Consider the following 23528-nt stretch of genomic DNA (forward strand, 5'->3'; position numbering starts at 1 on the left):
ATGTGGCTTCCCATGGCGGGGAGCCGAAACCAAGGAGAATACAGGTGACGATCAGAACGGTTGTCTGGGGTGAGAACATTCATGAGCGCGAAAACGCCATCGTCCGTGGGATCTATCCCGACGGCATGCATGCGACGATCGCTGCTGCGCTGAGCACGGATCCGCAAATCGAGGCGACGACCGCGACGCTGCAGGAGCCGGAGCACGGGCTCTCCGTCGATCGGCTGGCCGAGACCGACGTGCTCGTCTGGTGGGGCCACAAGGCGCATGGCGAAGTCTCCGACGAGATCGTCGAGCGCGTCGCCAAGCGCGTCTGGGAAGGCATGGGCCTGATCGTCTTGCATTCCGGCCATTTCGCCAAGCCCTTCAAGCGGTTGATGGGCACGCCCTGCGCTTTGAAATGGCGCGAGGCGGGCGAGCGCGAACGGATCTGGACGGTCAATCCCGGCCATCCGATCGCAGCCGGCATTCCGGAAAACTTCGTGCTTGAAAACGAAGAGATGTATGGCGAGTTCTTCTCGGTGCCCGAGCCGCTGGAGACGGTGTTCATCTCCTGGTTCGCCGGCGGCGAGATTTTCCGCTCGGGTCTCACCTGGCGCCGCGGTGCGGGCAACATCTTCTACTTCCGCCCGGGCCACGAGACCTATCCCACCTATCACGATGCGAATGTCCAGCAGGTCATCCGCAACGGCGTGAAGTGGGCCTACAATCCGATGCCGCGCTATTCTGCCGTGCATGAAGCGCCGAATGTTCCGGTCGAACAGGCGCTTGAGCCGATCACCGAGCGCGGACCGCGTCTGCACCAGGCCGGCGAGGAAGGCTACAAATGAGTGCATCTCCCATTCGTCTCCTGATCCTCGGGACCGGGGGCATGGCCAACACCCATGCCATGAATTTCGCCACGATTGCGGACGTGCAACTGGTGGCGGCGGTCGATGTCGACCTGGCCAAGGTCCGCGCTTTCGCCGCCCGCCACGACATCGCCCATACATTCACCTCGCTCGACGAGGCGATCGCCTGGGGCCAGTTCGATGCCGTGACCAATGTCACGCCCGATCGCATCCACCATGCGACGACGCTTGCGCTGCTCGCCTCCGGCAAGCATGTGATGTGTGAGAAGCCGCTCGCCGAAACCTATGCCAAGACCGACGAGATGGCGACGGCGGCGGAAGCGTCCGGCCTCGTCAACATGGTCAACCTCACCTACCGCAACGTGGCGCAGGTGCAGAAGGCGCGGCAGATGGTGGTCGACGGCGAGATCGGCCGTGTCCGCCACATCGAGGCCTCCTACCTGCAGAGCTGGCTGGTGTCCAAGGCCTGGGGCGACTGGGCGACCGAGAGCCAGTGGCTCTGGCGGCTGTCGACCAAGCACGGCTCGAACGGTGTGCTTGGCGACGTCGGCATCCACATCCTCGACTTTGCCGGCTTCGGCGCGGCGACCGATATCGACCACATCTTCGCGCGGCTGAAGACCTTCGAGAAGGCGCCCGGCAACAGGATCGGCGAATACGATCTCGACGCAAACGACAGCTTCACGATGACCGCCGAATTCACTAACGGCGCGATGGGAGTTGTCCATGCGAGCCGCTGGGCGACGGGTCACCTGAACGAGTTGAGGCTGCGCGTCCATGGCGACAAGGGCGCGCTCGAGGTGATCCACCGTCCGGACCGTTCGGTTCTGCGCGCCTGCCTCAAGGAGGACGTGGAGACGGCGATATGGAAGGAGATCGAGGTTGATCCGGTCGAAACCAACTACCAGAAGTTCGTTGCTGCGATCCGGGATGGCCACATGCAGGAACCGAGCTTCCGCCACGCCGCCAACCTGCAGAAGATCCTCGACCTTGCCCTGATAACCGAGCGCGAGCGGCGGGAACTGGCCGTGTAGGCGGCCCGAACACCTTCTCCCCGTCGGGGAGAAGGTGGCGCGTGGCGCCGGATGAGGAGGAGGCGAAGCCTCAACGGCCGGTGCGAAGGCTCAGTAGGCGACCTTGACGGCCGCTTTCTGTTCCACGGACTTGATCGCCGCATCGGCCAGCGCCAGCGCGATCAGGCCGTCCTCGGCCGAAGGCGACAGCGGCGTGCCCTTTTCCAGGCTGTCGATGAAGGCCGAGATTTCGGCGGCATAGGCCGCGGTGTAGCGGGTCATGAAGAAATCGTGCAGCGGCGGGCGGGTATAGCCGTCCTTGGTGGCGATCTCGATGGACACCGGCCGCTGGTTTTCCGCGGAGACGGCGCCCAGCGAACCATGCACCTCGATGCGCTGATCGTAGCCATAGGAGGCACGGCGCGAGTTGGAGATCATCGCCTGGCGGCCGCTCTTGGTCGTCAGGATCAGGCTCGCCGAGTCGTAGTCGCCGAGTTCGCCGATCTTGGGGTCGACCAGAACCGAAGCCGAGGCCATCACCGTGTCGATTTCCTCGCCGAGCAGATAGCGGGCCATGTCGAAGTCGTGGATCGTCATGTCGCGGAAGATGCCGCCGGACACCTTGATATAGTCGGCCGGCGGAGCGCCCGGGTCGCGGCTGGTGATCGTCACCATCTCGACCTTGCCGATCGAGCCTTTGTCGATCTCCTTGCGCACGGCCTGGAAATGCGGATCGAAGCGGCGGTTGAAGCCGAGCATGACCTTGCCGCCGACCTTGCGCACCGTTTCCAGGCAGGCGCGGGCGCGGTTGACGTCGAGGTCGATTGGCTTTTCGCAGAAGATCGCCTTGCCGGCCTTGGCAAAACGCTCGATCAGGTCGGCATGGGTGTTGGTCGGCGTGCAGATGATGACGGCGTCGATGTCCTTGTCGGCCTCGATCTCGTCGATCGTCTTTACCGCGGCGCTGGAAGCCGCCGCGATCGCGTTCGCCGCCTCAGGAAAGGCGTCAGCCACAGCCACCAGTTTTGCCCGTTTGTCTTCGGCGATGGCGCGTGCGTGTACCTTGCCGATCCGTCCGGCGCCCAAAAGGGCCAGTTTCGTTACCATGGTTTTCTCCTCCCTTGGTCGCCTTGCCGAACCGGCCCCAAGCGCCCTAGACACATATTCTGGCATTCCGCCGCGCCCGGTCGTCGCTCTTCGCCGAGAAACGTAAAATACGAGCGGGGTCTGCCTCCCGATTGGACGTTCCAAATCTCCGTTTGGAATATACATTCTATTTTGCTAGATTGCGATATCGTTTGTGTCAAGCGACATTGCGGAAAGGACGGACATGACGGATACCGGCGGGCCAACCAGCATCAAGGCATTCGAGGAGCGCTTGCTGGAGGTCTCCGAAAGCCTGCCGAAGCGGCTTCGCCAGTGCGCCGACTATGTCGCGGCCAACAAGGATCGCATCGCGGTCTCGACCGTGGCGGAAATGGCGGAAGGAGCGGGGGTCCAGCCATCCGCTTTCATGCGCTTCTGCCAGATCCTCGGTTTCTCGGGCTTCTCCGAAATGCAGAAGCTGTTTCGCGATTCCTTCGTCGGCGGCTGGCCGGACTATACGACGCGCCTGCAACATCTGCGGGAAAAGGCCGAGGGCAGCCCGACGGCCCTGCTGGCGGAATTCGTCGAGGCTGGCCGTACCTCCCTGGAAGGACTGCTGAAAACGGTCGAACCGGAGATGCTGGAGCGGGCGGTCGAGACACTCGCCAAGGCAAAAATGATCCACATCATCGGTCTTCGGCGTTCCTTCCCGGTTGCCAGCTACATGGCCTATGCGCTGGAAAAGATGAAGGTTCCGGCCATGCTGCACAGCGCGGTCGGCAAGCTGGAGAACCATCACGCCATCCGGCCGGGCGATGTGCTGCTGGCCATCACCTTCTCGCCCTATTCGACAGAGACCATCGATCTGGTGGAATCGGTCGCCGCCCGCGGCATTCCGGTGGTCGCCGTCACCGACACGATCGTCAGCCCGCTGCGGCGGTTCGATGCGATCACGCTTTCCGTATCGGAGGTCGATTTCGGCGCCTTCCGTTCGTTGTCGGCGACGCTCTGTCTGGCGATCACGCTATCCGTCGCAGTGGGCACGGCACGGCAGGATGATTGAATATTTGTATTGAAAGTTCAAAAAATAGAATTTATAGTCCATTCTTAGAGGAGATGGGAGGCCGCCGCCGCGCGGTTGCCTGAAAGGACGGACGGCGGGGCAAGCGACCGCGTCGCCGACAGGGAGGTTCGCTTGGCACAACTCGATCTGATCACGATCGGCCGGTCTTCGGTCGACCTCTATGGCGCACAGGTCGGCGGCCGGCTTGAGGACATGGCCTCCTTCAACAAGTATATCGGCGGCTCCCCCACCAATATTGCGGCCGGCACCGCCCGGCTCGGCCTGAAGTCGGCCGTGCTCACCCGGGTGGGCGACGAGCACATGGGCCGCTTCATCCGCGAGCAGCTGGTGCGCGAGGGGGTCGACGTTCGCGGCGTCAAGACCGATCCGGAGCGGCTGACGGCGCTCGTTCTCCTCGGCATCCGCGACGAGCACCAGTTTCCGCTGATCTTTTACCGTGAGAACTGCGCCGACATGGCGCTCTGCGAAGAGGATGTCGATCCCGACTTCATCGGCGCGGCGCGCTGCGTGCTGGCGACCGGCACCCATCTGTCCCATCCGCGCACCGAGGCCGCGGTGCTGAAGGCGCTGAAGATCGCCCGCGAAGGTGGCGCCAGGACCGCGCTCGACATCGATTACCGCCCCAATCTCTGGGGGCTCGCCGGCCATGGCGCGGGCGAGAGCCGCTATATCGAATCGAGGGCCGTCACCGCCAAGCTGCAGGCGACGCTGCACCTGTTCGACCTGATCGTCGGCACGGAAGAGGAATTCCATATCGCCGGCGGCACGACCGATACGGTCGAGGCGCTGAAGGCCGTGCGCCGCGTCTCCGATGCCGCACTGGTCTGCAAGCGCGGCGCCATGGGGGCGGTGGTGTTCGAAGGCGCGATCCCCGACAGTCTCGACGAGGGCCAGGCGGGGCAGGGCTTCCCGATCGAGGTGTTCAACGTGCTCGGCGCCGGCGACGGCTTCATGTCCGGACTGCTGAAGGGGTGGCTCACCGGCGAGGACTGGCCGACCAGCCTCAAATTCGCCAATGCCTGCGGCGCCTTCGCCGTTTCGCGCCATGGCTGCACACCGGCCTATCCGAGCTGGGAAGAGCTGCAATATTTCTTCAAGGCCGGCATCCGCAACAAGGCGCTGCGCAAGGACGAGGCGCTGGAGCAGGTGCACTGGTCGACCAATCGCAAGGGCGACTGGTCTAAGATGCGCGTCTTCGCCTTCGACCACCGCATGCAGCTGGAGGCCATGGCCGACGAGGCGGGTGTCGCCCGCGAGCGGATCGGCGCTTTCAAGAGGCTCTGCCTTGATGCTGTTCTCGACGTTGCCGATGGCGCGTCCGGTTACGGCATCCTGTGCGACAGCCGGCTCGGCCGCGATGCGCTCTATGCGGCGAGCGGTTCGGGCCTGTGGATCGGCCGACCGGTGGAGTGGCCGGGTTCGCGTCCGCTGGCGCTGGAGCCCGAGATCGGTCCCGACTTCGGCGGGCTCGTCGAATGGCCGCTCGAAGACGTCGTCAAGGTTCTGTGCTTCTACCATCCGGACGATACCGCCGAGATGCGCGCCGAGCAGGAGGCGACCGTGCTGCGGCTGTTTGCTGCCGCCCGCCGCAACCGGCTGGAAATGCTGCTGGAGGTGATCCCGTCCAAGGTCGGCCCGACCGATGACGACACGGTTGCCCGGATCATCGACCGCTTCTACGAGATCGGCGTCTATCCCGACTGGTGGAAGCTGGAGCCGATGCGTACCGAAGCTTCGTGGGCCAATGCCTGCGCCGCCGTCGAGCGCCACGATCCCTATACCCGGGGCATCGTCGTGCTCGGGCTCGATGCGCCGCAGGCCGAGCTGGAGGAGAGCTTCGCGCTGGCCGCCCGCTTCGCGCTGGTGAAGGGTTTTGCCGTCGGCCGGACGATCTTCGGCGAGGCGGCACGCAAATGGCTGTCCGGCACGATCAGCGACCGGCAGGCCGTGGAGGAAATGGCGCAGCGTTACCGCAGCCTCTGTTCCGTCTGGGACAAGGCCCGGCAAGGATCAGGCGCACTGGGAGAAAAGGCATGAATACGGTGAGACTGACGGCGGCGCAGGCGATGATGCGCTATCTCGCCAACCAGCTGAACGAGGACGGCGTTCCTTATATCGCCGGTGTCTGGGCAATCTTCGGCCACGGCAATGTGGCGGGTATCGGCGAGGCGCTTTACGGCGTGCGGGATCGGCTGCAGACGCTGCGCGGCCAGAACGAGCAGTCGATGGCCCATGCGGCGATCGCTTATTCCAAGCAGCTGCGCCGGCGGCGCGCCATGGCCGTGACGTCTTCGATCGGTCCGGGTGCGGCCAACATGGTGACGGCGGCGGCGCTGGCCCATGTCAACCGCCTGCCGGTGCTCTTCATTCCGGGCGACGTCTTCGCCAATCGCGGGCCCGATCCGGTGCTGCAGCAGCTGGAGGATTTCGGCGACGGCACGATGACGGTCAATGACTGCTTCAAGCCGGTTTCCCGCTATTTCGACCGCATCATGCGGCCCGAACAGCTTCTGACGGCCCTGCCGCGCGCCCTGCGCACCATGACGGATCCGGCGGATTGCGGGCCGGTGACGCTGTCCTTCTGCCAGGACGTGCAGGCCGAGGCATACGACTACCCCGAGAGCTTCTTCGAGCCGAAGGTTTGGCGCCAGCGCCGGCCGGAGCCCGATGCGCAGGAATTCGAGGCGGCGGTAGCAGTCCTGAAGGCAGCCAAGAACCCGGTCATCGTCGCCGGCGGCGGTGTGCACTTCTCCGGTGCCACGGACACGCTCAAGGCCTTCGTCGAGAAACACGGCATACCGGTCGTCGAAACCCAGGCCGGCAAGTCGGCGCTCGCCTGGGACCACGATCACAACTTCGGTCCGGTCGGCGTGACCGGCGCCGAATGCGCCAACATCATCGCCGAAAAGGCCGATCTGGTGTTCGGCGTTGGCACGCGCTTCCAGGATTTCACCACCGGCTCCTGGGGGCTGTTCAAGAATCCGGAGCGCCGCATCCTGGCGCTCAACGTCCAGGCCTATGACAGCACCAAGCACGACGCGATCCCCCTGACGTCGGACGCGAAGATCGGCCTTGAAAGACTGTCGGCCGCGCTCGGCGACCATCGCTTCACGCCGCCGGATTCCGCCATCAAGGCCGGCTGGTTCGCCAAGGCCGATGCCGTGACCGCGCCGCCGAAGGATGGCAATCAGTTGCCGACCGACATGCAGGTGATCGGCGCCGTGCAGCGCCAGTCGCGCGACAACACGGTCGTCATGTGCGCGGCCGGCACCATGCCGGGCGAGTTGCACCAGCTGTGGAAGGCGAAGCTGCCGCTCTCCTACCACATGGAATACGGCTTCTCGTGCATGGGCTACGAAGTGGCCGGGGGGCTCGGCATCAAGATGGCCGAACCGGACCGCGACGTCATCGTCATGGTCGGCGACGGCTCCTACATGATGATGAATTCGGAGCTCGCGACTTCCGTCGCCATGGGTCTCAAGATCACGGTCGTGATCACCGACAACCGCGGCTACGGCTGCATCAACCGGCTGCAGATAGGCACCGGCGGGGCCGAGTTCAACAATCTCTACGCCCATACCAATGTGCATCCGATGGCCATCGATTTTGCCGCGCATGCCGCCTCCATGGGGGCAAGCGCCCGCAAGGTCTCCTCGATCGCCGAGCTGGAAGAGGCGCTTGCCGCCGCACGCGACGCGACCGTCACCACGGTGATCGTCATCGATACCGACCCCTATCCGACGCCGGCGGCCGGCGGGCATTTCTGGGACGTCGCGGTTCCGGAAGTCTCGCCCCGCGCCGAAGTCAATCAAGCCCGTGTCCGCTACGAGGCGGCTCTCAAGGAAAGACGCTAAGCATGATCTCCTATGGTACCAATCCGATTGCCTGGTCGAACGACGACGATCGCTCGCTTGGCGCCCATATCAGCCTTGAGCAGTGCCTCGACGAAACCGCGAAGATCGGCTTCGACGGCATCGAGAAGGGCCACAAGTTCCCGCAGGATCCGGCCGGCCTCAAGGCCGTGCTCGAACCGCGCGGCCTGCGCTACGTCTCCGGCTGGCATTCGCTGAACCTGCTCACCCACACGATCGAGGAAGAAAAGGCGGCGATGCAGCCGGCGCTCGATCTGCTCAAGGCCATGAGCTCGAAGGTCATCATCGTCTGCGAGACCTCCAACGCCATCCACGGCAATGACGCCGTCGCGGTCAACGACCGGCCGAAGCTTGCCGACGCCGCCTGGAAGGCCTTCGGCGCCGGCGTCGAGGCGCTGGCCGAATACGCCGCCGCGCAGGGCATCGCGCTCGTCTATCACCACCACATGGGTACGATCGTCGAGAGCGAGGAAGAAATCAACAAGCTGATGGCCCATACCGGGCCGCACGCGAAGCTCCTGCTCGACACCGGCCATTGCCTGTTCGGCGGCGGCAATCCGGAGCGGGTGGCGAAGAACCACATGCACCGCGTCGGCCACATCCATGCCAAGAACATTCGCCCGGTCATCGCCCGGCAGGTGCGCGACGAAAATCTCTCCTTCCTCGAAGGCGTGCGCCGCGGCGTGTTCACCGTGCCGGGCGACGCGGAAGGCGGGGTCGATTTCCTGCCGGTCTTGCGGATCGCCGCCGAGCATGGTTACCAAGGCTGGCTGGTCATCGAAGCCGAGCAGGACCCCGATGTCCGCAATCCCTTCGAATATCAGAGCCTTGGTTTGAAATCGCTGAAGGCCATGGCCAGGGAGGCCGGGCTGGACAAGGAGACAGCGTGAAATTTCTCGACCCGCAGCATCCGTTCTTCAAGCCGCTCTGGCGCCGCATTCTGACCGTCGTCGCGCCGGTGGCCTGGGGCTTCGTCGAGTTCTCGAACGGTGAGGCGGGCTGGGCCATCGTCTTCATCGGGGCGGCGGCCTATGCGGGTTACGAGCTGTTCCTGGCACCGCAGCCGGCGCCGGGTGAAAAGCCTCAGGCAGACGAGACGGCCAGGGACGACAAGGGAGACGAGGGATGAACAATCTGCTGCGCAAGCCGAAGGGTTACTCCGGCAAGGTGCATGACATAACGCCGGCGAATGCCGGATGGGGCTATGTCGGTTTCGGCCTCTATCGGTTGAAGGCCGGCGAGACGGCTTCCGAGCCGACCGGCGACACCGAGGTCATCCTCGTTTTGGTCGAGGGCAAGGCGAAGGTTTCCGGGGGCGGCAAGGATTTCGGCGAACTCGGCGACCGGATGAACGTCTTCGAGCGCACCCCGCCGCACTGCGTCTACGTGCCGGCCGGTTCCGACTGGTCGGCGACCGCCACCACCGACTGCACGCTTGCCGTCTGCACGGCGCCCGCCATGCCCGGCCGCGAGGCCCAGGTGATCGGCCCGGCCGGCATTTCGCTGGTGGAACGCGGCAAGGGCGCCAATACCCGCTACATCTATCCGATCGCGATGGAAGACCGCGACGTGGCCGACGCGCTGCTGGTGACGGAAGTGTTCACGCCGTCGGGCAACTGGTCGTCCTATCCGCCACACCGCCATGACGAGGACAGGTTTCCCGAGATGACCTATCTCGAGGAGAGCTATTACCACCGTCTCAATCCGGCCCAGGGTTTCGGCTTCCAGCGCGTCTTCACCGAGGACGGTTCGCTCGACGAGACGATGGCCGTCAGCGACGGCGACGTTGTGCTGGTGCCCAAGGGACATCATCCCTGCGGCGCGCCCTATGGCTACGAGATGTACTACCTCAACGTCATGGCCGGCCCCTTGCGCAAATGGCGCTTCCAGAACCATCCGGACCACGACTGGATCTATCGGCGCGACAATCCGTAAGTGCCTCACGGCCATTCACAGATCGACTTCTGGGAGGAAGACATGGCGGGTCTCGGCATCGGGCTCATCGGCACTGGCTATATGGGCAAGTGCCACGCGCTGGCATGGAACAATGTCTCGAGCATCTTCGGCGATGTGGATAGGCCGCATCTGGCCACGCTGGCCGAGGTCAATGCCGAGCTTGCGGCGAAGAAGGCGGACGAGCTGGGCTTTGCCAGGTCGACCGGCAACTGGCGGGACCTGCTGTCCGACCCGTCGATCGACGTCATCTCGGTGACGACGCCGAACGCCTTCCATGCCGAGATGGCGATCGCAGCCCTCGAAGCCGGCAAGCATGTCTGGTGCGAAAAGCCGATGGCGCCGGCTCTGGCCGACGCGATCCGCATGCGCGACGCCGCCGCCCGGTCGGGCAGGGTGGCGGTATTGGGCTACAACTACATCCAGAACCCGATGATCCGCCACATCCGCCGCCTGATCGAGGAAGGTGCGATCGGTTCTGTCAATCACGTCCGCGTCGAGATGGACGAGGATTTCATGGCCGACCCGGCGCAGCCCTTCTACTGGAAGAGCGAAGCTTCGTCCGGATATGGCGCGCTCGACGATTTCGCCGTGCATCCGCTGTCGCTGCTGTTCACGCTGTTCGGCCATGTGGCGGCCGTGGTGACCGACATGGTGAAACCCTACGCGACGCGGCCGCTGGCCGACGGTGGCAGCCGACCGGTCGAGAACCACGACATTGCCAGCGTGCTGCTGCGCCTCGACGGCGGCATCTCCGCCGCGCTGATGGTCAATCGTTCGGCCTGGGGCCGCAAGGGGCGCATCGCCGTGCAGATCTTCGGCTCGGCCGGCTCGATCCTGTTCGACCAGGAACACATGAACGAGTTCCAGCTCTACCAGGCCAGCGGCCGGCCGGAGGAGCAGGGCTTCCGCACCATCCTCGCCGCCCCGCATCACAAGCCTTACGATCGCTTCATCCCGGCCCCCGGCCACGGCCTCGGCTTCAACGACCTGAAAGTGATCGAGTGCCGCGAGCTGATCGCCGCGATCGGCGGCGAGAAGGCGCATGTGATCGGCTTCGACGACGGCCTCAGGATCGAGCGCAGCGTTCATGCCATGGCACAGTCTTTTGCCGAACAACGCTGGGTCACCGTCGAGGGATAGTCTCCCCTCTCTTCCGGTCCGATTGATCCGCCGTCGCCGTCCGCCCGTAGTCCATGGCAGAGACACGGCGACAGCTGTCCGCTGCCCGCCTTGTCGCGGAGGGTCGATCATGGAAAGCCAAATTCTGCCGTCGCTCGGGTGCGGCTATCACGCGCTGGTGCTCGGCGCCTCGGGCGGCATCGGCTATGCCTTTCTCAGCGCCTTTGAAGATGATCCGGCCTGCGCGCGGGCGACCGGCCTTTCGCGCCGCGGTGACGGTTTCGATGTGACCGACGAGGCCTCCGTCGCGGATGCCGCGAAGCGGCTGGACGGCGATGGGACCCGGTTCGATGTCATCGTCTGCGCCACGGGTGCGCTCACCATCGACGGTATCGGCCCGGAGAAATCCATCCGCGCCATCGAGGCGGATGCCATGGCGGCGCAGTTCGCGCTCAATGCCATCGGCCCGGCCCTGGTCCTCAAACATTTCAGCGGGCTGCTGCACCGCGACCGCCGCAGCCTGATCGCCTTCCTGTCGGCGCGGGTCGGATCGATCGCCGACAATCGGCTTGGCGGCTGGGTCTCCTATCGCGCGGCCAAGGCGGCGCTGAACCAGATCGTCCGCACGTCCGCGATCGAGATTGGCCGCACGCGGCCGCAGGCCGTGGTGGCGGCTCTGCATCCCGGAACCGTCGCCACCGCGCTCTCCGATCGCTTCTCGCCCGGCCGCGAGCGGTTCACACCCGACGACAGCGTGCGGCGTTTGCTTGCCGTGCTGGATGCGCTGGAGCCTGCCCAGACGGGCGGCTTCTATGCCTATGACGGCCAGGCCATCCCCTGGTGACATGACCGGCCGGAAGATCCGCCGGCGCTTGCGGTGCGTACTGGGTCAGGAGAATTCACACAGGAACCCTACCCATGTTCAAGACCGCTTCCCTGTTTTTCGCACTGATCTTGCCCGTCATGCTGTCTGCCTCCGGCGTCGCCGCCGCCGACAAGTTCACGCTGGAGGGTTTCTTTGCCGGCAAGAGCAAGGCGGTGGGATCCTTCAGCGCCATCAACGGCGTGAAACGCCAATTCACGGTGGATCTCACCGGCAAATGGAACGGGCACGTCCTGACACTGCGCGAGGACTTCGTCTTCAACGACGGCACCCGTGACACCAAGACCTGGCGCTTCGTCAAGACCGGCCCCGCCACCTATTCCGGCACCCGAGAGGACGTGATCGGCGAAACCAAGGTGACGCTGCAGGGCAATGTCGCGCGCTTCAACTACCTCGTCTATCTCGATTCCGCCAAACAGGCGAACAAGGTCCGCTTCTACGACAAGATGGTCCTGCGCAGCGACGGCACGGTGCTCAACACCGCGCTCGTCACCAAGTTCGGCCTGCCGGTCGCCAGGACCGTGGTGTCGTTCGAAAAGGCCGGCGGCGTGAAGGGCAAGGGGCGGTGGCGTTGATCGTTCTTCCCTGAAAACAAAAAGGCGGCGCCGGGGCGCCGCCAGGTGGCTTTCGCGGTGGGAGCGATCTTCAGACCTTGCGTTTCTTCTGCCGGTAGACGTCGGCGACCACGGCGGTGACGATGATCATGCCCTTGATGATCTCCTGGTAGTAGGCATCGACTCTCAGGAAGGTGAAGCCGGAGGTCATGACGCCGAGGATGATCGTGCCGATCACCGTGCCGGTGATGCGGCCGGCGCCGCCGGCCAGCGACGTCCCGCCGATGACTGCGGCGGCAATCGCGTCGAGTTCGTACATCACGCCCATGCCGGCCTGCGCGGTCTGGGCGCGGGCTGCGGTCACGACGCCGGCCAGCCCCGCCAGCATGCCGGCGATGGCATAGACCTTGATCAGGTGGGCTTCGACGTTGATGCCCGAGACGCGGGCCGCCTGGACATTGGCGCCGATCGCATAGGTGAACTTGCCGTAGCGGGTGTAGCGCAGGGCGATGTGGAAGATGATCGCGACGACGAGGAAGACGACGACCGGGGCAATGCCCGTGCCGATGAAGATGAAATCCTCGCTGAGGCCCGAGACCGGCTGGCCCTTCGTGTACCACTTGGAAATGCCGCGCGCCGTCACCATCATGCCGAGCGTGGCGATGAAGGGCGGGATCTTGGTACGGGCGATCAGCTGGCCGTTGATGAAGCCGGCCAGCAGGCCGATGGCGATGCCGACCGCGATCGGCACGAAGAAGGGCATGTCGGTCAGGCTTGGATAGAGTGCGCGCGGCCAGGTCGAGGCCTGGGCGAAGCTCGCCGAGAACATCGCCGTCATGCCGACGACCGAACCGGAGGAGAGGTCGATGCCGCCGGTGATGATGACCTGGGTCACGCCGACGGCGATGATGCCGATCACCGAGACCTGCAGGATCATGATCGTCAGGCGCTGCTGGTTCATCAGGAAGCTCTGGCCGACGAAGAGCCAGCCGAGCAGTTCGAAGATCAGCGCGATGCCGATCAGCACGAACAGGATATTGGCTTCCGGCGGGATGCGGCGGTGAAGGGGCTGCCCGGTCTTCAGGTCGACCTCGCCCTTGGTCAGGATCTTGCTGTTCATCTCTTCCTCCCTCGAAGGTCCGTGGACGGCTGCCGCTTAACGCGACGCCAGGTCCATGACCTTGATCTGTGTGGCTTCCGCGCGATCGAGGACGCCGGTGACGCGGCCCTCGTGCATGACCATGATGCGGTCGCTCATGCCGAGCACTTCCGGCATTTCCGACGATATCATGATCACGGCGACGCCGTTCCTGGTCATCTCCGTCACCAGTTTGTGGATCTCCGCCTTGGCTCCGACATCGATGCCGCGGGTCGGTTCGTCGAGGATCAGGATACGCGGATTGGTCAGCATCCAGCGGCCGATCAGCACCTTCTGCTGATTGCCGCCCGACAGGTTCTCGATGCGTTCGGCCAGGTTCGGCGTCTTGACGCGCAGCTTGCGGCACATCTCCTCGCATTCCGCCGACAGCGCCGCCTGCTCGACGAAGCCGCGGCTGACGAACTTGTCCTGAAGCACGGCAATCTGCATGTTCTCCAGCACGCTGAGGATCAGCAGGCAGCCGGTGTCCTTGCGGTCCTCGGTGAGGAAGGCCATGCGGTTGCGGATCGCTTCCGTCGGGCTGAAGACGTTGACCGGCTTGCCGTCGATCTCGATGGTGCCGGACGAGGCCGGCGTCACGCCGAAGATCGTTTCGGCGACGTTAGAGCGCCCCGAGCCGACGAGGCCGGCGACGCCGAGGATCTCGCCGGCACGCACGTCGAAGGAAACGTCGTGGAACACGCCGTCGAGCGTCAGGTTTTTCACCGACAGTACGACGTCGCCCAGTGGCACGTCTTCCTTGGGGAACATCTGGGTGATCTCGCGGCCGACCATCATGCGGATGATGTCGTCGCGCGTCACGTCGGTGGAGGCGTGGGTGCCGATATACTTGCCGTCGCGGAAGACAGAGAACTCGTCGGCGATCTCGAACAACTCGCTCATCTTATGGGTGATGTAGACGATGCCGATGCCCTGGTCGCGCAGGCCGCGGATGATCTGGAAGAGATGTTCCACCTCGCGCTCCGTCAGCGCTGAGGTCGGCTCGTCCATGATCAGCACGTCGGATTCGTAGGAGACCGCCTTGGCGATCTCGACCATCTGCCGGTTGGCGACCGACAGTTCGCCGACCTTGGTCTGCGGGTGGATGGAAATGTTCAGCCGGTTGAAGAGTTCCGCCGTCTTGCGGTTCATCTCCTTGTGGTCGACGAAGCCCAGGCGGGTGAGCGGTTCGCGGCGGATCCAGATGTTTTCCGCCACCGTCATCGGCGCCATCAGGTTCAGTTCCTGGTGGATCATGGCGATGCCGTTTTCCAGTGCGTCGAGCGGCGATTCGAGCTTGATGTCGACGCCCTTCAGCTGCACCGTGCCCTTGTCGGGATGGTAGATGCCGGCGAGGATCTTCATCAGCGTCGACTTGCCGGCGCCGTTTTCGCCCATCAGCGCGTGCACGCTGCCGCGCTTCAGCCTGAACGTCACGTCGTCGAGCGCGACGACACCCGGGAATTCCTTGCGCACGCCCTCCGCGGCCAGAAGATATTCGGAATTGGGGACTGCGCCGCTCCTGCGGACAGCGGCCATCGTAGTCGGGCTGACCATGGCAAATCTCCTCACGCTTCATGCGGGTGGAATGCGGGCAAAAGCCCGCATTCCCGGATCCCCGAAGGGATCAGTTCTTGGCCTGGTAGTCCTTGAGGTTTTCCGGCGTGACGAGTTCGAAGGGAATGTAGACCTTCTTCTCGACGCTCTCGCCCTTGGCGATCTTCAGCGCCGCGTCAAGCGCGCCCTTGCCCTGGCCGGCGGCGTTCTGGAAGACCGTGACGTCGAGGTCGCCGGCTTCCATGGCGGCAAGCGCGTCCTGGGTGGCGTCGACACCGGCGACGACATAGTCCTTCATGTCCTTGCCGGCAGCCTTCAGCGCCTGCACCGCACCGATCGCCATTTCGTCATTGTTCGCGATGACGGCGTTGAACTCCAGCCCGCTCGAAAGCCAGTTGGTCACCAGGTCGGCGCCCTGCGTGCGCTGCCAGTTGGCGGTCTGTTCCTCGACGATTTCGATGCCCTTGCAGTCGTCGGTGGCGACGACGTCATGGACGGCCTTGGTGCGCATGCGGGCGCCCTGGTTGGACAGTTCGCCCATCATGACGACGGCCTTGCCCTTGCCGCCGAGCAGACGGCAGACTTCCTTGGCTTCCAGCGTGCCGGCGACGATTTCTTCCGAAGCGACGAAGGACTGCTTGTCCGGCAGTTCGTTGACGTTGACCGGCTCGCGGTTGACATAGACCAGCGGAATGCCGGCATCGGCGGCGATCTTCGACATGGCGACGGTCGCGTCGGTGTCGACCGGGTTGACGATGATCGCATCGACGCCGGCGGCGATGAAGTTCTGGATCTGGCTCTGCTGCTTGGCCACGTCGTTCTGCGCGTCTTCGACCTGCAGCGTCACGCCGTCGAGCGTCTTGGCATAATCCTGCATGCCGTTGCGAAGCACGGTCAGGAAGTTGTCGTCGAACAGCGCCATCGAAACGCCGACGGTCTCGGCATGGGCGGCCGTGCTCAACAGAACGGACATGGCGGCGCCCAGAATAAGCTTCTTCATGATATTTCCTCCTCAGATGGTGTCCGGCTCCACCTTCTCCTGCCGGAGGCCGCCCGTTCGGGCCGACCCTGCACTTGCTTCGCGCTCCCGACGCGTCGGATAAAACGGAATGAATAGACCGCTGACCCTGAAATGCAGATAATTTATTCCATTTTTTACACGGCGCGTCAACGGCGCTTGCGCTCGCTTGCAGCAGATTTCCGCTAGGGCTCTGGAAAATCGGGAAAAAACGCGTGAGGCTCTGTGCCGCATGGATGGAATTTCCATTCCATTTCGCTTGCGAACTACAGGTAAAGGGGGATTGGGAGCAAGAGGCGCGTGGCGATCCCGGATGACGGCGACCCAGCCGGGACCGTTACAGGTCTCCCGATCGCGCCAGGTTCAGACCGCGGCCTTGATGTAATCCATGCTCGCCTTCACCGCAGCGCCCGGATCGCTCAGCGCGTGAACGCTGTCGGCGAAGGGCTCGAAGGACAAGGGGCCGTCATAGCCGGCGGCCTGAAGGGCAAGAATCTGGCCGATATTGTCGAGCCGGTCGGCACGGTCGACGAGAACCCGGTGGCTGTCGCGCATCTCGGCGACGGAGACGGCCGGATCGGTGACCCCGGAAATGTGCACGAGCCCGGTCAACGCGGGAAAGATCGCGGGTTCTCCGGCCAGGTGATGGTGGAAGGTGTCGTGGACGAGCCGGAACACGTCTTCGCCGCTGACGTCTCGGATGGCGTCCGCCGCCTCCTGCTTCGAGCTTAGCGAGCAGACGGCAAAGCCGAGCGGCTCGACCAGTCCGATCACGCCGGCCGCTTCGAGGCGCGGCTTCAACGCCGAGAGTGCTTCACGCAGGTTCTGCTGGCGCTCGCCGTCCTTGAGGCCCGTGCCGTCGTTCTTCGGCACCAGGACCAGGGCATTCGCGCCGCAATCGCGGGCATAGGCGATCAGTTCATCGGCTTCCCTTGAACGCGCCTCGCTCCACTCGTTGAAGCGCTGCAGCGCATTGATCGAAATGATCTCGATGCCGCGATCCTCGGCCAGTTTGCGGATCTCGCCGGGCGCTGTGCCGTCGAGGATGGCGTTGTTGGCCAGGTCGTTGCGGATCTCGACGGCATGAATGCCGAGCGAAAGGGCCAGATCGAAGAAGTCGGCGACCGGCATGGCCGGCGCGGTCATGTGATTGAGGGCAAATTTCATCGGCTTTGGTTTCCTCCCGGCGGCACCCGATCGCGCCGCCCTCGTACGCGTGAGCGTAGGGTAGCCCTGCCGCAGCGTCAAAGCGTCAGCGGTGGCGAACGCAGCGGGAGCGGTCGAGGTCGCCCCTCTTGAGGCCGCCCCGTTCATGCATGCGTCCGAGGCGGAGATCGGGACTGCGCGGTTCTAGACGTTCTTCGCCAGCCAGTCTTCGATACCGCGAGCGGCGCTTCGTCCGCTGGCAAGGCAGGCGGTCAGCAGGTAGCCTCCGGTCGGCGCTTCCCAGTCCAGCATCTCACCCGCGACGAAAGTGCCGGGCAGGGCTTTCAGCATCAGGTTCGCGTCGACGCTGTCGAAGGTGATGCCGCCGGCCGACGAGATCGCCTCGGCGATCGGCCGGGGTGAAACGACGGGCAGCGGCAGCGCCTTGATCGCTTCGGCGAGGCGCCGGGCATCGAGACGATTGGCGTCGGGAGCGAGTTCCCTGACGAGGGCCGCCTTGACCCCGTCGAGACCGGTACCCTTGCGCAAGCGGTTGGAAAAGCTCGCCTTTGCGTCCTGGCGTTCCAGATCGCGGGCAAGCTTGTCGACGGTTCGGCCGGGGGCGAGGTCGAGAACCAGCGTAGCCATGCCGGCCTTCTGCAAGGTGTCGCGCAGGGCGCCGGCATGGGCGTAGATCAGGCTGCCCTCGATGCCGTTGCGGCTGATGACGAATTCTCCTTGCGTGGTGCCGGCGGCGCTGGTTGCTGTCACGGATTTGACCGGCTCTCCGGCGAAACGTTCGGCAAAGCTTTCGGTGAAGGCGCAGTCGAAGCCGCAATTGGCGGGGCGGAAGGGGGCGACCTCGACGCCCTGCGCCTGAAGCCACGAAACCCAGACTGCGTCCGATCCGAGCCGCGGCCAGCTCGCGCCGCCGAGCGCCAGCAGCACGGCGTCGGCTTCGACGGTCTCCTGGCCATGCGGCGTGTCGATCCGGCAGGCATTGCCGTCGAAGCCGATCCAGCGGTGGCGGGTGAGGATCGCGACACCTTGCGCCTCCAGCCGCTTCAGCCAGGCGCGCAGCAGGGGCGAGGCCTTCATCACCTTGGGAAACACCCGGCCCGATGTGCCGGTGAAGGTCTCGGTGCCCAGGCCGTCTGCCCAGTCGCGCACGTCCTGGGGCGTGAAGCCGTCGAGCATCGGGCGCAGCCATTGCGCCGCTGTGCCGAAACGGGTGACGAAGCGCTCATAGGGCTCGGCATGGGTGATGTTCAGCCCCGACTTGCCGGCCAGCAGGAACTTGCGCGCCACCGTCGGCATGGCCTCGTAGACCGTGACCGTATGGCCGGCGCGGGACAACTGCTCGGCGGCCATCAGGCCGGCCGGTCCCCCGCCGATAATCGTGATGCGCCGTGCCGTCATGGGATCGATCTTCCTTGTTGCGGCTCAGGCGAGGGTGAAGGCGGCGAGGCGATCGGCCAGCGAGGCGATGGTCTCGCTGTCGGCATTGGCGAAGGCGAAGCGCAGGTAGTTCTCCTGGCCCTCGCCGAAATAGGCGCCGGGAATGCACACCACGCCGGCCTCGCGCGCCAGCTTCTCCGCCACCTCGGCCGAGGGCGTGCCGGCAAAGGGATGGCGGATGAAGGCGAAATAGGCGCCGATCGAATCCATCTTCCAGTCGGGCAGCCCGGCCATGACGGTGCGCAGCGTGTCGGCGCGTCTGGCGATCTCGGCGCGGTTGGCCTTGCGCCACTCCTTCAGCGCCGGGATGGCGCGGGCGACGGCGGCCTGGGGCGCGCGCGGCGCGCAGATCTGCAGGTTGTCCATCACCTTGGCGATTTCCGCGATTGCCTTCGGTCCAGCCGTGATTGCACCGAGGCGATGACCGGGAATGCAGAAGGACTTCGAGAAGGAGTAGAGCAGGATCAGGTTGTCCTCCCAGCCGGGAACGGACAGCAGCTCATGCGGGCGCTGGCCTTCGGGCAGGAAGTCGCGATAGGTTTCGTCCAGCATCAGCCAGGCGCCGGCCGCGCGGCAGGCGTCGAAGATCTCGCGCAGAAGCCCGGCCGGATAGATCGCCCCGGTCGGGTTGTTGGGCGAAACCAGCCCGAGCGCCTTGACGCCGGTTGCGAGAATCTTTCTGACGGCGCCGATGTCCGGCACGAAACCGCCGGCCGGATCGAGCCACAGCAGGCGGCGCTCGATGCCCATCATGGCAAGCGTCGTTTCCTGGTTGAAATAATAGGGATCGGTCAACGCGACCGCATCGCCTGGACCGGCAATCGCCATGGCGGCGGCCGTGAAGGCCTGGTTGCAGCCGGATGTGATGTGGATGTTTTCCGCCCCGACCGGCGCGCCGTAGACCTCCGTCATCTCTACCGCATAGGCTGCGCGCAGGTCCGGCTCGCCTTCGATCGGGCCGTAGCCGGCATAGGCGCGCGAGGCGGCCGTCTCGCCAAGCCAGGTCAGCATGTCCGGATGCGGCGGATAGCCCGGCACGGCCTGGGAGAGGTCGATCAGCGGGCCACGGGCGCCGTCATAAGCGCGCGCCCAGGCGAAGACCGCGGGAACGGGTGGCGGCGAGAGGCGGGAAATCAGCGGGTTGAACGCGGGTGCAGGCATTGTCTTGCTCGTTTGTTTCAGGAGGTCAGGTCGGCAGTCTCGCCGGTGTCGGAATGGGCTGTCTCGTGCGCCGGCGAAGCCTTGGCAGCGCGCGGCGCCCGGCTGCGGCCGGCCTGACGAATCGCCGGGCTCATCTGCGAGCTGCGCTCGTTTTCCAGCGTGGCAAACAACCAGTCGATGAAGACGCGCACGATCGGCGCGGCGCGCATCTCGTTGCGGGTCGCGACATAGAAGGCATCGGAGGCCGGTACGGAGAGGTCGAAGGGAATGATCAGTTCGCCCGCGGCAATCAGGCTGGAGGCGGTGATGCTGTCGCCCAGCGCCACCCCCTGGCCATGGCGGGCGGCCTCGGTCGAAAGCCGCGCATCGCTCATGAAATGCTCCCGGCCGCGGGGCATGTCGAGCTGGTCGGCGGCGGCGAGCCAGGTGTTCCATTCCCGCCCGTCGTCGCCGTGCAGGAGCACATGGTCGCGCAGGTCGCGAATAGAACGCAGCGGGCGGGCATTGAGGAGCGAGGGCGAGACAACGGGGAAGAGTTGGAGCGTGCTCCACTGGCGTGTCCAGCAGTCGCGCCAGCCACCCGGTCCGTAGAGGATGGCGACGTCTACGTCGGGCGAATGGATGAGGTCCGCATCATTGCTCGAGGTCAGCGTCAGGCAGATCTCAGGATATTGCTCGGAGAAGCTGTTCATCCGCGGGATGAGCCAGAGCGAAAGAAGTGCGGGCACGCAGGAAATGCGCAGCCGTCCGCTGGTCGACGGCCGGTTCATCAGGGCGGTTGCGGCGGCGATGCCGTCGAAGGCCGAGGAGACGGCGGGCAGCAGCAGGGCGCCCTGCGGCGTCAGTTTCAGCCGCTTGCCGCCGCGCTCGAACAGGGCCGCTTTGAGCGTTTCCTCCAGCGTCTTGATCTGGTGGCTCACGGCCCCGTGGGTGACGTTCAGCTCGCGCGCGGCCGCCGAAATCGAGCCGCGCCGGGCCGCCGCCTCGAAGGCGCGGAGCGGGTTGAGCGGCGGCAGGCGGTTCGACATCAGGCAATGACTCTATGAGTTTTTCTCACAAGGATTGCTACAACATCGTGAATTGCATTTCTATAGGCTTTGCGGATTAATGCTCACATTAAAGGCAGATCGACGATCTGCCGCTTAAACAGTCGCGGTGCGATCGGGCGAACGCGAAGAGGGTGATGACATGACGTTCGACGAAAAGAAGCTTGCGGAACTGCGCGCCAGATATGGCGGCGACAATGCCGGCGAGATCTTCGATCCGAAGTTCGCCAAGGTCGGGCAGAAGATCTTCCAGAACGGCACCCGCGCCGCGCCCTATGCCGGCGTGCCCACCTTTCTCTCGGCACCGCACCGGCCGATCGATCCGCAGAACCCCGACTTCGGCGACTTGCAGGTGGCGATCGTCGGCGTGCCGATGGACCTCGGCGTCACCAACCGCCCGGGGGCGCGCTTCGGGCCGCGCGCCCTGCGCTCGATCGACCGCATCGGCCCCTACAACCACGTGCTCGAATGCGCGCCTGTCTTCGACCTGAAGGTCGGCGACATCGGCGACGTGCCGTTCTCCAGCCGCTATCGCCTCGAGCTCAGCCACGAAGACATCGAGCGTTATCTTTCGAAGATCGTCGAAGCCGGCATCCTGCCGCTGTCGGTCGGCGGCGACCATTCGATCACCCAGTCGATCCTGAAGCCCATCGCCCGGAAGCATGGCCCGGTGGGCCTGGTGCACATCGATGCCCATTGCGACACCGGCGGGCCGTTCGACCAGTCGAAGTTCCATCACGGCGGCCCTTTCCGCAATGCCGTTCTCGACGGCACGCTCGATCCGACCCGCACCATCCAGATCGGCATTCGCGGTTCGGCCGAGTATTTGTGGGAATTCTCCTACGAGTCCGGCATGACCGTCATCCATGCCGAAGAGATCACCCGTCTCGGCATGCCGGCCATCATCGACAAGGCCAAGAAGATCATCGGCGACGGCCCGACTTACATCTCCTTCGACATCGACAGCCTCGATCCGAGCATTGCGCCGGGCACCGGCACGCCGGAAGTCGGCGGGCTGACCTCGCGCGAAGTGCTCGAACTGATCCGTGGGCTCAAGGGCATCAACCTCGTCGGCGGCGACGTCGTGGAGGTGGCGCCGCAATACGACGCGACCCACAACACGGCCCATGCCGGGGCGCAGGTTCTCTTCGAAATTCTCAGCCTGATGGTCTATAGTCCGGCGATCAAGGGCCGCTGAACCGGCCGCCGGCATCTTTTCCGGGGCGGCGTTATGGGGCGCCCCGCAACCTGAGTTCACGACTACCAATCAAGAAAAGGGAACGGAATATGAAGAACATTCTCAACGCCTCCGTCAGCCGCCGCGGCGTGCTGGCCGGCTCGCTTGCCGGTGCCGGCATGCTCGCCATGCCGTCGATCCTTAAGGCCCAGGACAAGTCGCTGAAGGTCGGCGTCTATGGCGGCTACTTCAAGGATTCGTTCGACAAGAACATCTTCCCGGAATTCACCAAGGCGAGCGGCATCGCCGTCGAATCGGTCGCCGAGCCGACCGGCGAAGCCTGGCTCGTACAGCTCGAGCAGGCCGCCAAGGCCGGCCAGGCACCGGCCGACGTCTCGATGATGTCCCAGGTCTCGATGCTCAAGGGCCAGTCCACGGACCTGTGGGCACCGCTCGACACTTCCAAGATCAAGAACGCCTCGGGCCTGATCGACGCCTTCGTCAACAAGTATCCGGACGGCCGCGTCGCCGGCATCGGCGCCGTTGCCTGGTACATCACGCTCGTCACCAATACCGACGTCTACAAGGAAGCGCCCACCTCGTGGGCCGCCCTTTGGGATCCGGCAAACGAAGACAAGCTCGGTCTGCTGGCCCTCGTCTCCAACTCCTTCCTGCTGGAAGTGACCGCCAAGACCCATTTCGGCGGCACCGAAGTGCTCGATACCGAGGAAGGCATCCTCAAGGTGTTCGACAAGCTCGCCGAAGTGAAGCCGAACGTGCGCCTGTGGTATCGTGACGAGGCCCAGTTCGAGCAGGCGCTGAAGTCGGGCGAAATCCCGATGGGCCAGTACTACCACGACGTGACCGGCCTTGCCGCCGCCGACGGCCATCCGGTCCGCTCCACCTTCCCCAAGGAAGGCGGCATCATGGATTCGGGCTGCTGGGCGCTGTCGCGCGCTTCGACCAAGTCCGAAGAGGCTCACGTCTTCATCGACTACATGTCCCAGCCGTCGATCCAGGCGACCCTGTCGCGCAAGGTCGGCACCGCCCCGACCGTCAAGCGCGAACTGCTCGACCTGACGGCCGAAGAGTTCGCTGCCGTGTCGTCTGACATCGCGCCGATCATTCCGCGCTACGACCTCTACCAGACCAAGTCGGACTGGCTGAACCAGAAGTGGACCGAACTGATCGTCGGCTGAGGAAGAGCGTGCCCCTGACTCTGACCCTCTCCCCCCCCTTGCGGGGAGAGGGGACTGCAGGTGCTGCGGCGTGTTTCCTTCTCCCCGCCCGCGGGGAGAAAGTGCCCGACAGGGCGGATGAGGGGCAGATACGTGCGCCTTTCCGGACGTCGACAAGATCCGTATCCCGCTTGAACCCCATACAAGATCGCGCGACAATCAAACCCCTTG

21 protein-coding genes are annotated in these 23528 nt (G+C 64.7%); 13 read left to right on the forward strand and 8 right to left on the reverse strand.

The window, feature by feature from the left end; translation table 11 throughout:
• The first annotated feature begins 44 nt into the window (after positions 1-44).
• Positions 45-830 carry a ThuA domain-containing protein gene (locus tag AC07Y0_RS01310; protein WP_498673769.1) on the forward strand — a complete coding sequence of 262 codons (786 nt, stop codon included), beginning with the start codon at positions 45-47 and terminating at the stop codon, positions 828-830.
• A complete protein-coding gene (locus tag AC07Y0_RS01315; protein ID WP_498673771.1) occupies positions 827-1885 on the forward strand; it encodes a Gfo/Idh/MocA family protein in 1059 nt (352 codons plus the stop codon). The genes AC07Y0_RS01310 and AC07Y0_RS01315 overlap by 4 nt, the downstream gene beginning before the upstream one ends.
• Positions 1886-1975: 90 nt before the next feature.
• Here the strand turns inward: AC07Y0_RS01315 and iolG are convergent, their stop codons facing one another.
• Positions 1976-2971 (reverse strand): inositol 2-dehydrogenase, encoded by a 996-nt coding sequence (gene iolG / locus AC07Y0_RS01320; RefSeq protein WP_498673772.1) that lies wholly within the window; start codon positions 2969-2971, stop codon positions 1976-1978.
• Positions 2972-3194: 223 nt separating this feature from the next.
• On the opposite strand from iolG, the gene AC07Y0_RS01325 reads away from it, so the two are divergent.
• The 9 genes from AC07Y0_RS01325 to AC07Y0_RS01365 all read left to right on the forward strand — a co-directional run bounded on the left by AC07Y0_RS01325 (position 3195) and on the right by AC07Y0_RS01365 (position 12439).
• Positions 3195-4013 carry a MurR/RpiR family transcriptional regulator gene (locus tag AC07Y0_RS01325; protein WP_498673773.1) on the forward strand — a complete coding sequence of 273 codons (819 nt, stop codon included), beginning with the start codon at positions 3195-3197 and terminating at the stop codon, positions 4011-4013.
• 132 nt (positions 4014-4145) lie between these two features.
• Positions 4146-6071: a bifunctional 5-dehydro-2-deoxygluconokinase/5-dehydro-2-deoxyphosphogluconate aldolase gene (locus AC07Y0_RS01330; protein WP_498673775.1), complete on the forward strand. Its 1926-nt coding sequence runs from the start codon at positions 4146-4148 to the stop codon at positions 6069-6071.
• Positions 6068-7888 (forward strand): 3D-(3,5/4)-trihydroxycyclohexane-1,2-dione acylhydrolase (decyclizing), encoded by a 1821-nt coding sequence (gene iolD / locus AC07Y0_RS01335; protein ID WP_498673776.1) that lies wholly within the window; start codon positions 6068-6070, stop codon positions 7886-7888. Before AC07Y0_RS01330 ends, iolD begins: the two co-directional genes overlap by 4 nt.
• A gap of 2 nt (positions 7889-7890) precedes the next feature.
• The gene (iolE, locus tag AC07Y0_RS01340) at positions 7891-8796 is read left to right on the forward strand and encodes a myo-inosose-2 dehydratase (RefSeq protein WP_498673778.1); all 906 of its coding nucleotides are present in this window, start codon (positions 7891-7893) and stop codon (positions 8794-8796) included.
• A complete protein-coding gene (locus AC07Y0_RS01345) occupies positions 8793-9035 on the forward strand; it encodes a hypothetical protein (RefSeq protein ID WP_498673780.1) in 243 nt (80 codons plus the stop codon). The genes iolE and AC07Y0_RS01345 overlap by 4 nt, the downstream gene beginning before the upstream one ends.
• The gene (gene iolB / locus AC07Y0_RS01350; protein ID WP_498673782.1) at positions 9032-9841 is read left to right on the forward strand and encodes a 5-deoxy-glucuronate isomerase; all 810 of its coding nucleotides are present in this window, start codon (positions 9032-9034) and stop codon (positions 9839-9841) included. Before AC07Y0_RS01345 ends, iolB begins: the two co-directional genes overlap by 4 nt.
• 42 nt (positions 9842-9883) lie before the next feature.
• A complete protein-coding gene (locus AC07Y0_RS01355; protein ID WP_498673783.1) occupies positions 9884-11002 on the forward strand; it encodes a Gfo/Idh/MocA family protein in 1119 nt (372 codons plus the stop codon).
• Between the two features lie 109 nt (positions 11003-11111).
• Positions 11112-11825 carry an SDR family NAD(P)-dependent oxidoreductase gene (locus tag AC07Y0_RS01360; protein WP_498673785.1) on the forward strand — a complete coding sequence of 238 codons (714 nt, stop codon included), beginning with the start codon at positions 11112-11114 and terminating at the stop codon, positions 11823-11825.
• Positions 11826-11899: 74 nt separating this feature from the next.
• Positions 11900-12439, forward strand: coding sequence for a DUF3833 family protein (locus AC07Y0_RS01365; RefSeq protein WP_498673787.1), 540 nt, complete (start codon positions 11900-11902; stop codon positions 12437-12439).
• 70 nt (positions 12440-12509) lie between these two features.
• Here the strand turns inward: AC07Y0_RS01365 and AC07Y0_RS01370 are convergent, their stop codons facing one another.
• From AC07Y0_RS01370 to gcvA, 7 genes are all read right to left on the reverse strand, one after another.
• Entirely contained in the window at positions 12510-13538 is a 1029-nt protein-coding gene (locus tag AC07Y0_RS01370) for an ABC transporter permease (protein WP_454747139.1), read from the reverse strand.
• Positions 13539-13574: 36 nt separating this feature from the next.
• Complete coding sequence (locus AC07Y0_RS01375) at positions 13575-15113, reverse strand: sugar ABC transporter ATP-binding protein (RefSeq protein WP_498673790.1); 1539 nt, start codon at positions 15111-15113, stop codon at positions 13575-13577.
• 70 nt (positions 15114-15183) lie between these two features.
• Positions 15184-16113, reverse strand: a complete 930-nt coding sequence (locus AC07Y0_RS01380; RefSeq protein ID WP_028738114.1) for a sugar ABC transporter substrate-binding protein — start codon at positions 16111-16113, stop codon at positions 15184-15186.
• Between the two features lie 381 nt (positions 16114-16494).
• Positions 16495-17298: a TIM barrel protein gene (locus AC07Y0_RS01385; RefSeq protein WP_498673792.1), complete on the reverse strand. Its 804-nt coding sequence runs from the start codon at positions 17296-17298 to the stop codon at positions 16495-16497.
• 183 nt (positions 17299-17481) lie between these two features.
• Positions 17482-18696: a TIGR03862 family flavoprotein gene (locus AC07Y0_RS01390; protein ID WP_498673794.1), complete on the reverse strand. Its 1215-nt coding sequence runs from the start codon at positions 18694-18696 to the stop codon at positions 17482-17484.
• A 24-nt stretch (positions 18697-18720) separates the two neighbouring features.
• Positions 18721-19896 carry an aminotransferase gene (locus AC07Y0_RS01395; RefSeq protein ID WP_498673797.1) on the reverse strand — a complete coding sequence of 392 codons (1176 nt, stop codon included), beginning with the start codon at positions 19894-19896 and terminating at the stop codon, positions 18721-18723.
• 17 nt (positions 19897-19913) lie between these two features.
• Entirely contained in the window at positions 19914-20924 is a 1011-nt protein-coding gene (gene gcvA / locus AC07Y0_RS01400; protein ID WP_498673798.1) for a transcriptional regulator GcvA, read from the reverse strand.
• Positions 20925-21084: 160 nt separating this feature from the next.
• Here gcvA and speB point away from each other — a divergent pair, with 160 nt between their 5' ends.
• Positions 21085-22140: an agmatinase gene (gene speB, locus AC07Y0_RS01405; protein WP_498673801.1), complete on the forward strand. Its 1056-nt coding sequence runs from the start codon at positions 21085-21087 to the stop codon at positions 22138-22140.
• An 89-nt stretch (positions 22141-22229) separates the two neighbouring features.
• Entirely contained in the window at positions 22230-23318 is a 1089-nt protein-coding gene (locus AC07Y0_RS01410; RefSeq protein WP_498673804.1) for an ABC transporter substrate-binding protein, read from the forward strand.
• Positions 23319-23528 lie beyond the last annotated feature (210 nt).

It is taken from the genome of Allorhizobium sp. GW101-3B10, from assembly GCF_059424725.1.

Bases quoted from the DNA above. Each gene is read 5' to 3' on its own strand.
- AC07Y0_RS01410 (WP_498673804.1), top strand. From the start codon at position 22,230: ATGAAGAACATTCTCAACGCCTCCGTCAGCCGCCGCGGCGTGCTGGCC.
- AC07Y0_RS01375 (WP_498673790.1), bottom strand. From the start codon at position 15,113: ATGGTCAGCCCGACTACGATGGCCGCTGTCCGCAGGAGCGGCGCAGTC.
- iolG (WP_498673772.1), bottom strand. From the start codon at position 2,971: ATGGTAACGAAACTGGCCCTTTTGGGCGCCGGACGGATCGGCAAGGTA.
- AC07Y0_RS01385 (WP_498673792.1), bottom strand. From the start codon at position 17,298: ATGAAATTTGCCCTCAATCACATGACCGCGCCGGCCATGCCGGTCGCC.
- AC07Y0_RS01360 (WP_498673785.1), top strand. From the start codon at position 11,112: ATGGAAAGCCAAATTCTGCCGTCGCTCGGGTGCGGCTATCACGCGCTG.
- speB (WP_498673801.1), top strand. From the start codon at position 21,085: ATGACGTTCGACGAAAAGAAGCTTGCGGAACTGCGCGCCAGATATGGC.
- AC07Y0_RS01315 (WP_498673771.1), top strand. From the start codon at position 827: ATGAGTGCATCTCCCATTCGTCTCCTGATCCTCGGGACCGGGGGCATG.
- AC07Y0_RS01325 (WP_498673773.1), top strand. From the start codon at position 3,195: ATGACGGATACCGGCGGGCCAACCAGCATCAAGGCATTCGAGGAGCGC.
- gcvA (WP_498673798.1), bottom strand. From the start codon at position 20,924: ATGTCGAACCGCCTGCCGCCGCTCAACCCGCTCCGCGCCTTCGAGGCG.
- AC07Y0_RS01395 (WP_498673797.1), bottom strand. From the start codon at position 19,896: ATGCCTGCACCCGCGTTCAACCCGCTGATTTCCCGCCTCTCGCCGCCA.
- AC07Y0_RS01380 (WP_028738114.1), bottom strand. From the start codon at position 16,113: ATGAAGAAGCTTATTCTGGGCGCCGCCATGTCCGTTCTGTTGAGCACG.
- iolB (WP_498673782.1), top strand. From the start codon at position 9,032: ATGAACAATCTGCTGCGCAAGCCGAAGGGTTACTCCGGCAAGGTGCAT.
- iolE (WP_498673778.1), top strand. From the start codon at position 7,891: ATGATCTCCTATGGTACCAATCCGATTGCCTGGTCGAACGACGACGAT.
- AC07Y0_RS01390 (WP_498673794.1), bottom strand. From the start codon at position 18,696: ATGACGGCACGGCGCATCACGATTATCGGCGGGGGACCGGCCGGCCTG.
- AC07Y0_RS01355 (WP_498673783.1), top strand. From the start codon at position 9,884: ATGGCGGGTCTCGGCATCGGGCTCATCGGCACTGGCTATATGGGCAAG.
- AC07Y0_RS01370 (WP_454747139.1), bottom strand. From the start codon at position 13,538: ATGAACAGCAAGATCCTGACCAAGGGCGAGGTCGACCTGAAGACCGGG.
- iolD (WP_498673776.1), top strand. From the start codon at position 6,068: ATGAATACGGTGAGACTGACGGCGGCGCAGGCGATGATGCGCTATCTC.
- AC07Y0_RS01365 (WP_498673787.1), top strand. From the start codon at position 11,900: ATGTTCAAGACCGCTTCCCTGTTTTTCGCACTGATCTTGCCCGTCATG.